This is a genomic window from Pseudomonas sp. W4I3 (genome assembly GCF_030816195.1).
Lineage (GTDB): Bacteria > Pseudomonadota > Gammaproteobacteria > Pseudomonadales > Pseudomonadaceae > Aquipseudomonas.
In genome coordinates this window covers 4,031,684-4,045,492 of record NZ_JAUSXS010000001.1, presented here as the reverse complement: position 1 = coordinate 4,045,492, position 13,809 = coordinate 4,031,684, and the positions used below count along the sequence as shown (strand labels likewise).

Below are 13,809 nucleotides of genomic sequence, written 5' to 3'. Positions count from 1 at the left end.
GGGCAACGAAATGGGGCGCGTATCATACATGAAAATATCCGCCGGTCCGTCGCCAACTGACCGGCGTATTACGCGTAACGGCTTGAAATGGTCTGCTGATACGACTTATTCGTTGCGCATCAACGGGTAAAGCTCTTTGAGCAATTTGCGTCGGCTGATCACCAACTGCCAGCGGTGGCCACCCAGTTGGCGCCACAACCGCGCCGAACGAATCCCCGCCAAGAGCAGCGCGCGGATTTTCGACGCGTTGTTCGGTTGCTGCAGGTTGCGCATGTCGCCATGCACTTGGATACGCTGGCGCAAGGTGCTCAAGGTGTCCTGGTACAGCGCGCCGCAGGCGGCGATCACGTTCTCGTGGGCCGGGCCGAAGTGTTCCACCTGGGACTGGATCTGCGGCAGGCGTTTGCCGATGGTCTCGAGCATGTCCTCGCGCTTGGCCAGTTGGCGCTCAAGGCCGAGCATGGATAGGGCGTAGCGCAAGGGTTCGCGCTGCAACGTACTCGGGTCGCGTTCCAGGGCGCCGATCAGCGCACGGTAACCTTCACGCAGCGCCAGGTCGTCGCCACCGTAGACTTCAAGGGTGTCCTTGGGGTCGCGGATCAACAGGCTGCCGAGCATGCAGGTCAAGCCCGCCTCGGTGACCTGGCCGGTCTTGGCGATCTTGTCCACCAGCACTGCGGCAAGGAAAACCCCGCCCAGCGCGGTCAACTGCTCCTGGGTCGGGCTCATGCCGCGTTGCTCCAGGCTTGCGCCACTTCAATCACGCCGCCACCCAGGCAGACTTCGCCGTCATAGAACACCACGGATTGGCCAGGGGTGACTGCGCGCTGCGGGTCATCGAAGGTGGCACGGTAGCCGGTAGCGGTTTTTTCCAGGGTGCAGGCCTGGTCGCTCTGGCGATAGCGCACTTTGGCGGTCAGGCGGCGCGGGGTGCTCAGGTCGATCGGGTTGACCCAATAGATTTCCGAAGCGAGCAGGGCGCCGGAGAACAGCAGCGGGTGCTCGTTGCCCTGGCCGACGACCAGCACGTTGTTTTCCAGATCCTTGACCAGCACGTACCACGGCTCTTCGCCGGCGTCTTTCAAGCCACCGATCCCGAGGCCCTGGCGCTGGCCGATGGTGTGGTACATCAGGCCGTGGTGACGGCCGATCACTTCACCTTCGGTGGTCTTGATCTCGCCCGGTTGTGCCGGCAGGTATTGCTTGAGGAAGTCGCTGAAGCGGCGCTCGCCGATAAAGCAGATCCCGGTGGAATCCTTCTTCTTGGCGGTGGCCAGGCCGTGTTGCTCGGCGATCCTGCGCACTTCGGGCTTTTCCAGTTCGCCCACTGGGAACAGGGTCTTGGCGATCTGTTCGCCGCCTACGGCGTGCAGGAAGTAGCTCTGGTCCTTGTTCGGGTCCAGGCCCTTGAGCAGTTCGGTGCGACCATCGATATCGCGGCGGCGCACATAGTGGCCGGTGGCAATCAGGTCGGCGCCGAGCATCATCGCGTAGTCGAGGAACGCCTTGAACTTGATCTCGCGGTTACACAGGATGTCCGGGTTCGGCGTGCGGCCGGCCTTGTATTCGGCCAGGAAGTGCTCGAACACGTTGTCCCAGTATTCGGCGGCGAAGTTGGCGGTGTGCAGCTTGATGCCGATCTTGTCGCAGACCGCCTGGGCGTCCGCGAGGTCGTCCATGGCGGTGCAATATTCCGTTCCATCGTCTTCTTCCCAGTTCTTCATGAACAGGCCTTCCACCTCATAACCCTGCTCCATGAGCAGAACGGCGGAAACGGAAGAATCCACGCCGCCGGACATGCCGACGATGACGCGCTTCTTTTGTGTGTCAGAAGGGGCTGGATCACGCATAGGGTTTCAACGGGTGTCTTGAAAAAGGACGCGATTCTAGCAGGCCTGGGCCCGCAAGGCTAAAGAGAAGGGCGGATCAATTCCAGACTGTGGCGCTGACCGGCCAGATAATCATCGATGCAGCGGATGATCAGTTCGCTGCGCCAGTCGTCGCGCAAGGCCATCAATTCGTCGCGGGTCAGCCAACGGGCGCGCAGGATGCCTTCGTCGAGTGGGTAGTCTGGGTGGTGTTTCAGGGCTTTGGCGATAAAGCAGACTCTTTGATAGGTCACGCCGTTGCTCGGGGCGGTGTACAGGTAGATGCCGACGATGCCGGTGGCTTCGACGTCCCAGCCGGTTTCTTCAAGGGTTTCGCGCACGGCGGCTTCGGTGAGGGTTTCGTCCGGATCAAGGTGGCCGGCCGGTTGGTTGAGCACGGCGCGGCCGCCCTTGAGTTCCTCGACCATCAGGAAACGGCCATTGTCTTCGACGATGGTAGCGACGGTGATGTGGGGGAGCCAGGTCATGGAAAGCCTCTTGATTCAGGATATAGCGCGTTCTTCGAGCAGGATTACCGCCAGTGTGGCCCGATAGCAGGGTGTCAGCCAGTACATTGAAGTCTGACACTGCGCCATCGGGAGCAAGCCCCCTCCCACATTTGGATTCGGTTTTGTCAGCGATGATGCATAAGCATTCTGCATGGTAGATCTGACATTTCATGATTGTACCGATTTGAGCGCAGGGCGCAGCTTATCTCTCCAGACCCTCAACTTGGAGAGATCCATGACCCCAATGGCCGATAAAACTTACGAAGTACGCCTTACCTCGCCACTGCCCATTGCGTTCATCCTGCTATGGAGTTCCGGCTACATCGGCGGTGCGTTCGGTATGCGTTATGGCGAGCCCTTTACCATGACGTTCTATCGGTTTGCCTTGGCTGCCCTGGTGTTCCTGGGAGTGGCGCTCGCCATCAAGGCCCAATGGCCCAGGCGGCTTACACCCTACCTTCACGCGGTAGCCGTGGGTTTGCTGTTGCAGGCGCTGCAATTTGGTGGCCTCTACACCGGAATAAGTCAGGGCGTCCCGGCTGGGCAAGCTGCGCTGATTGTCGGGCTGATGCCTGTATTCGTCGTGATTGGCGCCTACTTCTTTTTGGGCGAGCAATTGAGCTGGCGCGACTTGCCGGGCTCGATCCTGGGCGTGGGCGGTGTGGCCATCGTTGTGGCCAGCAGCTTTTTTGGCTCTGAGGCGTCAGTTGGCGGTTACGGCGCGGTGGGCTTGGGGCTATTGGGTATCACGCTTGGCACGCTCTATCAGAAGCGCTTTCTTGGCGGGGTGAACCTATGGGTGGGTTGTTTCATACAGATGGTCACCGCGTCACTGGTCATGTTGCTCTTGGCCTACACCACCGAAACGATGCAGGTGACCGAGTGGGCACCCTTCGCAGTGTCGCTGGCCTGGGTCACGCTGATGAACTCCGTGGGTGCGCTGACGCTGCTGTATTTGATGATTCGGCGAGGGGAGGCGAGTAAGGCGACGAACTTGTTTCATGTGATTCCGGCGGTCACGCAGGTCATGGCGTCGTTGCTGTTGGGTGAGGTGCCGAGCGTGGTTGCGATTGTCGGGTTTGTTGTTTCGGGGGTAGGCGTTTGTTGGATGAATCATGGGCGTGCCAAGTAGGCGGCCTTGACAGATAGAGCGGGTGCCTTGCACTAATGGCTGGAAATATTTACTCACTCATATGGGTGTGTCATGAGAGTCAATCTTGATATCCAGTCGCTGCGCAGTTTTCTCAAGGTCGCAGAACTGGGCAGTTTCACCCGCGCCTCGCAAGCGTTGAGCCTGACCCAGCCGGCAATCAGCCAGCAAATTCGACGGCTTGAGGATTTGCTGGGTGTCGAGCTGTTTGCCCGCGACAATCGGCAGGTGCTGCTCACCCTGGAAGGAGAGCGCCTGACCGGCTATGCCCAGCAAATGGTCAGCGTTAACGACAAGGTGGGGAGCCTGTTTGATGTCAGCCGCGCTCAAGAGTCCGTGACGCTGGGTATTCCGGAATATTTCAGCGAGGAAATCCTGCAGCGCGTGATTCCTGCTGTGGCACTCGAGCTACCTTCAGTGCGAATTGTGGTCAAGGTGGCGCGTTCCATGTTGCTCGCGGAGGCGTTCAGTGAAGGACGAATCGATATTGGCCTGATGATCGATGAATTGCCAAAAGTCGCTGGCGTGCCTTTGCATGCACTTTCGTTGATGTGGCTGGGTGGCGAGTGTGCAGCAGCCCCCGTGGAGGGGCAGGAAGTTTCGCTGGCCCTGTTCAAGGCGCCCTGCGTGTTCCGAAGCCTGGCGATTCGGCGTTTGGAGGAGAGCGGCATCAAGTGGCGCTGTGTGTATGAGTCTGAAGACTTGATGTCGCTGCGTTCAGCGGTCCAGGCGGGAGTCGGTGTGGCACTTTTGCCATGGTTTGCCCAGGTGCCGGGCTTGAAAAACGTCGAAGCGCTCGCGCATTTGCCGGCGCTGCCGGGGTTTGGGGTCGAGCTCAAGCAGAGGGCGGGGTGGGAGCCTTGGTACAAGCCGCAGTTGTTGGCGATTATCGAGGCCGCGTGGCGCCAGGAATACGGCGTTGTATAAACCCTGAAAGCACAAACCCCGGCACGTGGCCGGGGTTTGTGATGCATCCTTACAACCTTACTTCAACTTGGCAATCGCCGCATTGAGCGTATTGCTAGGGCGCATGGCCTTGCTGGTCAGCTCTGGGTTCGGCGCGTAGTAGCCGCCGATGTCCACTGGCTGGCCCTGTACGGCGTTGAGCTCGGCAACGATGGTTGCTTCGTTCTCGGCCAGGGTCTTGGCCAGTTCGCCGAACTGCGCTTGCAGTGCGGTGTCTTCGCTCTGGGCGGCCAGGGCTTGGGCCCAGTACAGCGCCAGGTAGAAGTGGCTGCCGCGGTTGTCGATGTTGCCGACTTTGCGCGATGGCGACTTGTTGTTGTCCAGGAACTGGCCGGTGGCCTGGTCCAGGGTCTTGGACAGTACCAGGGCTTTCGGGTTGTTGTACGTCACGCCCAGGTGCTCGAGGGACGCGGCCAGGGCCAGGAACTCGCCCAGGGAGTCCCAGCGCAGGAAGTTTTCTTCCAGCAGCTGCTGCACGTGTTTCGGTGCCGAACCGCCGGCGCCGGTTTCGAACAGGCCGCCGCCGTTCATCAGCGGTACGATCGACAGCATCTTGGCGCTGGTGCCCAGTTCCATGATCGGGAACAGGTCGGTCAGGTAGTCGCGCAGTACGTTGCCGGTCACCGAGATGGTGTCCAGGCCCTTGCGGGTGCGTTCCAGGGTGAACTTCATCGCGTCGACCGGGGCCATGATGCGGATGTCCAGGCCTTCGGTGTTGTGGTCTTTCAGGTAGGCCTGAACTTTCTCGACCACGACGCCATCGTGTGCGCGCTTAGGGTCCAGCCAGAAGATGGCCGGGGTGTCGCTGGCGCGGGCGCGATTGACGGCGAGCTTGACCCAATCCTGGATCGGCGCGTCTTTGGTCTGGCACATGCGGAAGATGTCGCCGGCTTCGACTTTCTGTTCCATCAGCAGGTTGCCCTTGCTGTCGGTGACGCGGACCACGCCGTCAGCCTTGATCTGGAAAGTCTTGTCGTGCGAGCCGTACTCTTCGGCTTTCTTCGCCATCAGGCCAACGTTTGGCACGCTGCCCATGGTGGTCGGGTCGAAGGCGCCATTGGCCTTGCAGTCTTCGATGACCGCCTGATAAATGGTGGCGTAGCAGCGATCCGGGATCACCGCCTTGGTGTCGTGCAGTTGGCCGTCGGTGCCCCACATCTTGCCGGAGTCACGGATCATGGCCGGCATCGAGGCGTCGACGATGACGTCGCTCGGCACGTGCAGGTTGGTGATGCCTTTGTCGGAGTTGACCATCGCCAGGGCAGGGCGAGCGGCGTAAACGGCCTGGATGTCTGCTTCGATCTGCGCCTGCTGGTCAGCTGGCAGCGCCTTGATGCGGGCGTACAGGTCGCCGATGCCGTTGTTCAGGTTGAAGCCGATCTGTTCCAGCACGGTAGCGTGCTTGGCCAGGGCGTCTTTATAGAACTCGGCAACGATCTGGCCGAACATGATCGGGTCGGAGACCTTCATCATGGTGGCTTTCAAGTGAACCGACAGCAGCACGCCTTGTTTCTTGGCGTCTTCGATTTCGGCGGCGATGAATGCGCGCAGGGCCTTCTTGCTCAGTACGGCGGTGTCGATGATCTCGCCGGCCTGTACGGAGGTCTTTTCTTTCAGGACGGTGGCGCTGCCGTCTTGGGCGATCAGCTCGATTTTGACAGCGTCAGCGGCTTCGATCTGTACGGCTTTTTCGCTGCCGTAGAAGTCGCCGTTGCTCATGTGGGCAATGTGCGACTTGGAGTCGGCGGCCCAGGCGCCCATCTTGTGCGGGTGCTTGCGTGCGTAGTTCTTGACCGACAGCGGCGCGCGACGGTCGGAGTTGCCTTCGCGCAGTACCGGGTTCACGGCGCTGCCCTTGACCTTGTCGTAACGGGCACGGGTTTCTTTTTCCGCGTCGGTGGTTACGGTTTCCGGGTAATCCGGCAGGGCGTAGCCCTGGGCCTGCAGCTCCTTGATCGCGGCTTGCAGCTGCGGGGTCGAGGCGCTGATGTTCGGCAGCTTGATGATGTTGGCTTCAGGCGTAACGGCCAGGTCGCCCAGTTCGGCGAGGTGGTCCGGGATGGCCTTGGCGCCCAGTTGCTCGGGGAAGCTTGCGAGGATGCGCCCGGCGAGAGAAATATCGCGGGTTTCCACGGCAATATCAGCGGAAGCGGTGAAGGCCTCTACGATAGGCAGCAGTGAATAGGTGGCGAGGGCTGGGGCTTCGTCGGTGAAGGTATAGATGATCTTCGAGCGGGTGGGCATATTCGGATTAACTCTCTTCTTTGCTGAAAGCGTGCGCAGAAACTCGAGATGCGCCGGGTGGAGCGCGTTCGTTCAAAGTCATCCATGAGCGAAATGTCGAGGTTTCTTCGCGGTGATGTTGGGTTGCATCAGTCGAGCGTCAAGCGTTTGGACTATTGTAATAGTCCTGCTTTCTGGCTGAAGGCTACTGTCTAGAGCGGTCAACCGTCGTGACTCTTGGGTCAGCGGCGGCATTATACATAGGTCGCTATGCTTACGCTGAGCCTTCATACAAAAGGTGTGTCGTCCATTGGTCTAAAGGTCGCAGGTGGCTCGGGTGCGCGCTATGTCGCACGTTGTGCTCAAGATTGGCGGTTTTCCCTTTGGTTTCAGGCTTGTAGGCGACAAATTATGCTGTTTTCGATGCAAATGAGCATGGCGCAAGGTTTCAGTCGCCATTTATCTGGAGTAGGCTCGAACGCAGCCAGATGTTCAATCCATAGATGGAGTTCAGCATGGGATACAAGAAGATTCAGGTTCCGGCAGTCGGCGACAAAATCACCGTCAATGCAGACCATTCTCTCAATGTTCCTGACCAACCGATCATCCCTTATATCGAAGGTGACGGTATTGGTGTCGACATCAGCCCGGTGATGATCAAGGTGGTCGACGCCGCTGTTGAAAAGGCCTACGGCGGCAAGCGCAAGATCTCGTGGATGGAGGTTTACGCCGGCGAGAAGGCGACTCAAGTCTACGACCAGGACACCTGGCTGCCCCAGGAAACCCTGGATGCGGTCAAAGATTATGTAGTGTCCATCAAGGGCCCGCTGACCACCCCGGTCGGCGGCGGCATCCGTTCGCTGAACGTGGCCCTGCGTCAGCAACTGGACCTGTATGTGTGTCTGCGTCCGGTGCGCTGGTTCGAAGGCGTGCCCAGCCCGGTCAAGAAACCGGGCGATGTGGACATGACCATTTTCCGCGAGAACTCCGAGGACATTTACGCCGGCATCGAATGGAAGGCCGGTTCGCCTGAGGCGATCAAAGTGATCAAGTTTCTCAAGGAGGAAATGGGCGTTACCAAGATCCGTTTCGACCAGGACTGCGGGATCGGCGTGAAGCCGGTTTCCAAGGAAGGCACCCAGCGTCTGGCGCGCAAGGCGCTGCAGTATGTGGTGGATAACGACCGCGACTCGCTGACGATCGTGCACAAAGGCAACATCATGAAGTTCACCGAGGGCGCGTTCAAGGAATGGGCCTACGAAGTGGCGGCCGAGGAGTTCGGTGCGACCCTGCTCGATGGCGGGCCGTGGATGCAGTTCAAGAACCCGAAGACCGGCAAGAACGTGGTGGTCAAGGATGCGATTGCCGATGCCATGCTCCAGCAGATCCTGCTGCGTCCGGCTGAATATGACGTGATTGCGACGCTTAACCTCAACGGTGACTATTTGTCTGATGCCCTGGCGGCGGAAGTGGGTGGCATCGGTATCGCCCCAGGCGCCAACCTGTCCGACACCGTGGCCATGTTCGAAGCCACCCACGGTACGGCGCCCAAGTATGCGGGCAAGGACCAGGTCAACCCGGGCTCGTTGATCCTGTCGGCGGAAATGATGCTGCGGCACATGGGCTGGGTCGAGGCGGCTGACCTGATCATCAAGGGCACCAACGGCGCCATTTCGGCGAAGACCGTGACCTATGACTTCGAACGCCTGATGGATGGGGCGACACTGGTGTCATCGTCGGGCTTTGGTGATGCGCTGATCAAGCATATGTAATCAGCCATAAAAAGCCGGCCATCCTGATTCAACAGTATGGCCGGCTTTTTTACCGCTCGGAGCTGGCGCAGTAGACTGTTACGCAGTCTGCGTGGGCGTTCTTTGCGCCTTGATTGGATTGTCTTCGCTGATTCTTGTGTCCTCGGTGGTCTTGGAAGCCGTGACGGGCTTGATATCCGTCACAAGCATGCCCTTGGGCCCTTGAATAACATTAAAGGACACCTGCTGACCCGCCTTCAGCGTTTTGTAGCCTTCCATCGCAATTGCTGAGTAATGCGCAAAAAGGTCTTCATCCTTGCCGTCTTCGATAATGAAGCCGTAACCCTTGGCATTGTTGAACCACTTGACCTTACCACTAGCCATTCCCATATCCCTCTGCACCAGACTCCATCACTGGAGTATCATCCTGTCTATCCGTCCTAACCCGAATAAATAAGGTTGACTGCGCGGACCTTTTTTACCCACTGTGGGCTCTATTGGTTGTAACACCGATTCGCCGATAGTCAAGGCGACCATAGGGTCAGAGTTGAAATTCTGACAGCTCGCCCCCACCACTGTATTTGAACCACTGACGAACCTTTCTTTCCATGCATGCAAATAGCCAGATTCGACTAACATTCAATCAGGATCGCCCGGATCAGGAACATGACGACGACGGTTCTGCAGGCATTGCTGTTCAGGAGGCCAAGCCTGCTTTACAGGCGCCGCCGATGTACAAGGTGGTTTTGTTCAATGATGACTACACACCGATGGATTTCGTCGTCGAAGTGCTCGAGGTGTTTTTTAACCTGAACCGCGAGTTGGCGACCAAGGTAATGCTGGCCGTTCACACAGAAGGACGGGCAGTATGTGGAGTGTTTACCCGCGACATCGCCGAGACAAAGGCCATGCAGGTCAACCAGTACGCCAGGGAAAGCCAGCATCCGCTACTCTGTGAAATCGAGAAGGACGGTTAACGCCGACCACTTGGGTATGAGGTGAAGCTATGTTAAACCGCGAGCTCGAAGTCACCCTCAATCTTGCCTTCAAGGAGGCTCGTTCGAAGCGTCATGAATTCATGACCGTCGAGCACCTGCTGCTGGCACTTTTGGATAACGAAGCTGCCGCCACCGTTCTACGTGCGTGCGGCGCCAACCTCGACAAACTCAAGCATGACCTGCAGGAGTTTATCGACTCCACCACGCCACTGATCCCCGTGCATGACGAGGACCGCGAGACCCAGCCAACCCTGGGCTTCCAGCGGGTATTGCAGCGTGCTGTATTCCACGTACAGAGCTCCGGTAAGCGTGAAGTCACGGGCGCCAACGTGCTGGTGGCAATATTCAGCGAACAGGAAAGCCAGGCCGTGTTTCTGCTCAAGCAGCAGAGCGTTGCCCGTATCGATGTCGTTAACTACATCGCCCACGGTATCTCCAAGGTGCCTGGGCACGGCGATCATTCCGAGGGTGAGCAGGATATGCAGGACGACGAGGGCGGTGAGTCTTCTTCTTCAAGCAACCCGCTGGATGCCTATGCCAGCAACCTCAACGAGCTGGCGCGCCAGGGGCGGATCGATCCGCTGGTGGGGCGTGAGCTTGAGGTTGAGCGCGTAGCGCAGATCCTCGCGCGTCGTCGCAAGAACAACCCGTTGCTGGTGGGTGAGGCGGGCGTGGGCAAAACCGCGATCGCCGAGGGCCTGGCCAAGCGTATCGTCGACAATCAGGTGCCCGACCTGCTGGCCAACAGCGTCGTCTACTCCCTGGACCTGGGCGCGTTGCTCGCCGGGACCAAGTACCGTGGCGACTTCGAGAAGCGCTTCAAGGCGTTGCTCGGCGAGCTGAAAAAACGCCCGCAGGCGATCCTGTTCATCGACGAGATCCACACCATCATTGGTGCCGGTGCCGCATCCGGTGGGGTAATGGATGCGTCCAACTTGCTCAAGCCGCTGCTGTCGTCGGGTGATATCCGCTGCATTGGCTCGACCACGTTCCAGGAATTCCGTGGGATTTTCGAAAAAGACCGTGCCCTGGCGCGTCGCTTCCAGAAAGTCGACGTGTCCGAACCTTCGGTTGAAGACACCATTGGCATCCTGCGCGGGCTCAAGGGGCGTTTCGAGGCGCACCACGGCATCGAGTACACCGATGAGGCGCTGCGTTCGGCTGCTGAACTGGCATCGCGCTACATCAATGACCGGCATATGCCGGACAAGGCGATTGATGTGATCGACGAGGCGGGTGCCTACCAGCGCCTGCAGCCGGTCGAGAAACGTGTGAAGCGCATCGACGTGCCGCAGGTCGAGGACATCGTGGCGAAAATTGCGCGGATTCCGCCGAAACACGTCACCAGTTCCGACAAGGAGCTGCTGCGTAACCTGGAGCGTGATCTCAAGCTGACTGTGTTTGGTCAGGATGCGGCCATCGACTCGTTGTCCACCGCGATCAAGTTGTCGCGTGCGGGCCTCAAGTCGCCAGATAAGCCGGTGGGTTCGTTCCTGTTTGCCGGCCCGACCGGTGTCGGCAAAACCGAAGCGGCGCGGCAGCTGGCCAAGGCCATGGGGATCGAGCTGGTTCGCTTCGACATGTCCGAATACATGGAGCGCCACACCGTGTCGCGCCTGATCGGTGCACCTCCAGGCTATGTCGGCTTCGACCAGGGCGGTCTGTTGACCGAGGCGATCACCAAGCAGCCGCATTGCGTGTTGCTGCTCGATGAAATCGAAAAGGCGCACCCGGAAGTCTTCAACCTGCTGCTGCAGGTGATGGACCACGGCACCCTGACCGACAACAACGGGCGCAAGGCGGACTTCCGCAACGTGATCGTGATCATGACCACCAACGCCGGCGCTGAAACCGCTGCGCGGGCGTCGATCGGCTTTACCCATCAGGATCACTCTTCCGATGCGATGGAAGTGATCAAGAAGAGCTTCACGCCGGAGTTCCGCAACCGTCTGGACACCATTATCCAGTTTGGTCGCCTCAGCCATGAGGTCATCAAAAGTGTGGTGGACAAGTTCCTCACCGAGCTTCAAGCGCAGTTGGAAGACAAGCGCGTGCAGCTGGATGTGACGGAAGCGGCACGCAGCTGGATTGCCGAAGGTGGCTACGACGCGGCAATGGGCGCCCGCCCGATGGCGCGCCTGATCCAGGACAAGATCAAGCGGCCGTTGGCCGAAGAGATCCTGTTTGGCGAGCTCTCCGACCATGGTGGCGTGGTGCACATCGATCTGAAGGACGGCGAGCTGACCTTCGAGTTCGAAACCACGGCTGAAATGGCCTGATCGTTCTGCAATGACAAAAAGGCGCCGAAAGGCGCCTTTTTGCTGCCTGAAACGCCGTTGCCAAATTAATGAAAGTCCAATGTGGGAGGGGGCTTGCCCCCGATAGCGGTGTATCAGTCACCCATGTACGGGCTGACCCATCGCAATCGGGAGCAAGCCCCCTCCCACATTTGGTTGTGTGTGGATGACAAATACTGCACACACAAAAACGCCCGGCATAACCGGGCGTTTTGTATTGACTTGCTTAGCGAGCGCGGTAAGTGATGCGCCCTTTGCTCAAGTCATAGGGCGTCAGCTCGACGCGCACTTTGTCACCGGTAAGAATACGAATGTAGTTCTTGCGCATCTTGCCGGAGATATGCGCGGTTACGACGTGCCCATTTTCCAACTCCACACGAAACATGGTGTTGGGCAGGGTGTCGACGACAGTGCCTTCCATTTCGAAGCTGTCTTCTTTCGACATGCAGTAAAGCCCTCGGTATCCAGTGAATGGCCCGGTGCAACTGCGCCAGGCAAAAGCGGCGTGCATTGTGCCCGAAAAAGGGTGTTCAAGCCAAGGGGTTCTAGTTAAGCGTGACCCATCTTTGATTAATCAGCAGCTCAATGGGCCGATATTGGGTCTTGTAGTTCATCTTTTTGCAGTTCTTGATCCAGTATCCGAGGTACACCGCCTCCAGTTCCAGGCGCAGCGCTTCGCCTATTTGCCAGAGAATCGCAAAGCGCCCCAGGCTGCGGCGTTCTTCAGCAGGTTCGTAGAAGGTGTACACCGCCGACAGGCCATTGGGCAGCAGGTCGGTCACCGCCACCGCCACCAGCCGTCCGTCGAGGCGGAATTCGTAAAAGCGCGAAAAAGGCAGGTCACGCACCAGGAACGTCGAAAACTGATCGCGGCTGGGTGGGAACATATCGCCGTCGGCGTGGCGTTGTTCGATGTAGCGTTGATAAAGATCGAAATATTCTTCGCTGTATTGCGGCTTGACCGCATTCACCGTCAGGTCGGCGTTGCGCTTGAGAATGCGCTTCTGGTTGCGGTCCGGTAAAAACTGCGCCACGGGAATGCGCGCTGGCACGCACGCGTTGCAGTTCTGGCAGTGGGGGCGGTACAGATGATCGCCGCTGCGCCGGAAGCCCATCTCGGATAGGTCGGCGTACACGTGCACGTCCATCGGCTGGCTGGGGTCGAGGAACAGCGTGGTCGCCTGCTCGTCGGGCAGATAGCTGCAAGAGTGGGCTTGAGTGGCATAGAACTTCAAGCGTGCCAGCTCGGTCATGATCAACCCTCGGGATAAGCTTTGAAATAAGTGTAAGCCAGGTACGCGGATGTCGCCTAAGAAACCCACGGCCCAGAGCTGGGCTGGTCCAGATGATTGTGCAGGAACTGCGCGAACTCACTGCGCGGTATGGCGCGTGCGCCCAGGCTATGCAAGTGGTCGTTGGGCATCTGGCAGTCGATCAGCACGAAGCCCCAGGCCTGCAATTGCCGGGTCAGCGTGGCAAAGCCGAATTTGGAGGCGTTGTCGGCGCGGCTGAACATGGACTCGCCAAAAAACAATTGGCCCATTGCCAGACCGTACAGGCCCCCGACCAGTTCGCCCTGGTCCCACACCTCAACGGAGTGGGCGTAACCGCGCTGGTGCAGCTCCAGGTAGGCGCTCTGAATGCCTTCGGTGATCCAGGTGCCATCGGCATAGGCGCGAGGCGCGGCGCAGGCTCGAATAACCGCGGCGAAATCCTGATCGAAGGTCACGCTGTAACGCTGTTGGCGCAATAGTTTGCCAAGGCTGCGTGAGACGTGCAGCTCGTCGGGAAATATCACCGTACGTGGATCCGGCGACCACCAGAGGATCGGTTGGCCTTCGGAAAACCAGGGAAAGCAGCCGTGGCGATAGGCCTGGATCAGCCGTTCGGCCGAGAGGTCGCCGCCGGCGGCAAGCAGGCCGTTGGGTTCGCGCATGGCCTTGGCCAGTGGCGGAAAAGTCAGGGTGTCGCGTTGCAACCAGGTCAGCATGGCATCCAGGCTTACGGAAGGGGAGGGGAGTGGCAGGTCGGGCGCCTGCCCCAAGGT

General features: G+C 59.1%; 13 protein-coding genes. 5 read left to right on the top strand and 8 right to left on the bottom strand.

What is annotated here, in order from left to right:
* Window positions 1-105: 105 nt before the first annotated feature.
* From hflD to QF045_RS18300, 3 genes are read right to left on the bottom strand one after another with little or no spacing between them, the layout of a single operon-like run.
* Window positions 106-729, bottom strand: a complete 624-nt coding sequence (gene hflD, locus QF045_RS18310; protein ID WP_016969254.1) for a high frequency lysogenization protein HflD — start codon at window positions 727-729, stop codon at window positions 106-108.
* The gene (mnmA, locus tag QF045_RS18305) at window positions 726-1,850 is read right to left on the bottom strand and encodes a tRNA 2-thiouridine(34) synthase MnmA (protein WP_306493462.1); all 1,125 of its coding nucleotides are present in this window, start codon (window positions 1,848-1,850) and stop codon (window positions 726-728) included. The genes hflD and mnmA overlap by 4 nt, the downstream gene beginning before the upstream one ends.
* Window positions 1,851-1,909: 59 nt before the next feature.
* A complete protein-coding gene (locus tag QF045_RS18300) occupies window positions 1,910-2,356 on the bottom strand; it encodes an NUDIX hydrolase (protein WP_306493461.1) in 447 nt (148 codons plus the stop codon).
* A 256-nt stretch (window positions 2,357-2,612) separates the two neighbouring features.
* Here QF045_RS18300 and QF045_RS18295 point away from each other — a divergent pair, with 256 nt between their 5' ends.
* Window positions 2,613-3,509, top strand: coding sequence for a DMT family transporter (locus QF045_RS18295; protein WP_306493460.1), 897 nt, complete (start codon window positions 2,613-2,615; stop codon window positions 3,507-3,509).
* Window positions 3,510-3,581: 72 nt separating this feature from the next.
* Window positions 3,582-4,454 (top strand): LysR family transcriptional regulator, encoded by an 873-nt coding sequence (locus tag QF045_RS18290; RefSeq protein ID WP_306493459.1) that lies wholly within the window; start codon window positions 3,582-3,584, stop codon window positions 4,452-4,454.
* A 57-nt stretch (window positions 4,455-4,511) separates the two neighbouring features.
* Here QF045_RS18290 and QF045_RS18285 read toward each other — a convergent pair whose 3' ends face one another.
* Window positions 4,512-6,737, bottom strand: coding sequence for an NADP-dependent isocitrate dehydrogenase (locus QF045_RS18285; RefSeq protein ID WP_306493458.1), 2,226 nt, complete (start codon window positions 6,735-6,737; stop codon window positions 4,512-4,514).
* Window positions 6,738-7,231: 494 nt separating this feature from the next.
* Here QF045_RS18285 and icd point away from each other — a divergent pair, with 494 nt between their 5' ends.
* A complete protein-coding gene (gene icd / locus QF045_RS18280; RefSeq protein ID WP_306493457.1) occupies window positions 7,232-8,488 on the top strand; it encodes an NADP-dependent isocitrate dehydrogenase in 1,257 nt (418 codons plus the stop codon).
* 78 nt (window positions 8,489-8,566) lie between these two features.
* Here icd and cspD read toward each other — a convergent pair whose 3' ends face one another.
* Window positions 8,567-8,857 (bottom strand): cold shock domain-containing protein CspD, encoded by a 291-nt coding sequence (gene cspD / locus QF045_RS18275; protein WP_306493456.1) that lies wholly within the window; start codon window positions 8,855-8,857, stop codon window positions 8,567-8,569.
* 218 nt (window positions 8,858-9,075) lie between these two features.
* On the opposite strand from cspD, the gene clpS reads away from it, so the two are divergent.
* On the top strand, window positions 9,076-9,444 hold the full coding sequence (clpS, locus tag QF045_RS18270; RefSeq protein WP_005789091.1) for an ATP-dependent Clp protease adapter ClpS: 369 nt from the start codon (window positions 9,076-9,078) through the stop codon (window positions 9,442-9,444).
* 29 nt (window positions 9,445-9,473) lie between these two features.
* Complete coding sequence (clpA, locus tag QF045_RS18265; RefSeq protein WP_306493455.1) at window positions 9,474-11,744, top strand: ATP-dependent Clp protease ATP-binding subunit ClpA; 2,271 nt, start codon at window positions 9,474-9,476, stop codon at window positions 11,742-11,744.
* A gap of 244 nt (window positions 11,745-11,988) precedes the next feature.
* Here clpA and infA read toward each other — a convergent pair whose 3' ends face one another.
* From infA to aat, 3 genes are all read right to left on the bottom strand, one after another.
* On the bottom strand, window positions 11,989-12,207 hold the full coding sequence (gene infA / locus QF045_RS18260; protein WP_002553999.1) for a translation initiation factor IF-1: 219 nt from the start codon (window positions 12,205-12,207) through the stop codon (window positions 11,989-11,991).
* Between the two features lie 100 nt (window positions 12,208-12,307).
* Window positions 12,308-13,015, bottom strand: coding sequence for an arginyltransferase (locus QF045_RS18255; RefSeq protein ID WP_306493454.1), 708 nt, complete (start codon window positions 13,013-13,015; stop codon window positions 12,308-12,310).
* A gap of 56 nt (window positions 13,016-13,071) precedes the next feature.
* Complete coding sequence (aat, locus tag QF045_RS18250; RefSeq protein ID WP_306493453.1) at window positions 13,072-13,752, bottom strand: leucyl/phenylalanyl-tRNA--protein transferase; 681 nt, start codon at window positions 13,750-13,752, stop codon at window positions 13,072-13,074.
* Window positions 13,753-13,809: the final 57 nt, after the last annotated feature.

Excerpts from the sequence above, each read along its gene's own strand:
- hflD (WP_016969254.1), bottom strand. The coding sequence starts at position 729 with ATGAGCCCGACCCAGGAGCAGTTGACCGCGCTGGGCGGGGTTTTCCTT.
- QF045_RS18295 (WP_306493460.1), top strand. The coding sequence starts at position 2,613 with ATGACCCCAATGGCCGATAAAACTTACGAAGTACGCCTTACCTCGCCA.
- QF045_RS18300 (WP_306493461.1), bottom strand. The coding sequence starts at position 2,356 with ATGACCTGGCTCCCCCACATCACCGTCGCTACCATCGTCGAAGACAAT.
- icd (WP_306493457.1), top strand. The coding sequence starts at position 7,232 with ATGGGATACAAGAAGATTCAGGTTCCGGCAGTCGGCGACAAAATCACC.
- QF045_RS18285 (WP_306493458.1), bottom strand. The coding sequence starts at position 6,737 with ATGCCCACCCGCTCGAAGATCATCTATACCTTCACCGACGAAGCCCCA.
- clpA (WP_306493455.1), top strand. The coding sequence starts at position 9,474 with ATGTTAAACCGCGAGCTCGAAGTCACCCTCAATCTTGCCTTCAAGGAG.
- aat (WP_306493453.1), bottom strand. The coding sequence starts at position 13,752 with ATGCTGACCTGGTTGCAACGCGACACCCTGACTTTTCCGCCACTGGCC.
- mnmA (WP_306493462.1), bottom strand. The coding sequence starts at position 1,850 with ATGCGTGATCCAGCCCCTTCTGACACACAAAAGAAGCGCGTCATCGTC.
- QF045_RS18290 (WP_306493459.1), top strand. The coding sequence starts at position 3,582 with ATGAGAGTCAATCTTGATATCCAGTCGCTGCGCAGTTTTCTCAAGGTC.
- QF045_RS18255 (WP_306493454.1), bottom strand. The coding sequence starts at position 13,015 with ATGACCGAGCTGGCACGCTTGAAGTTCTATGCCACTCAAGCCCACTCT.
- cspD (WP_306493456.1), bottom strand. The coding sequence starts at position 8,857 with ATGGGAATGGCTAGTGGTAAGGTCAAGTGGTTCAACAATGCCAAGGGT.
- clpS (WP_005789091.1), top strand. The coding sequence starts at position 9,076 with ATGCATGCAAATAGCCAGATTCGACTAACATTCAATCAGGATCGCCCG.
- infA (WP_002553999.1), bottom strand. The coding sequence starts at position 12,207 with ATGTCGAAAGAAGACAGCTTCGAAATGGAAGGCACTGTCGTCGACACC.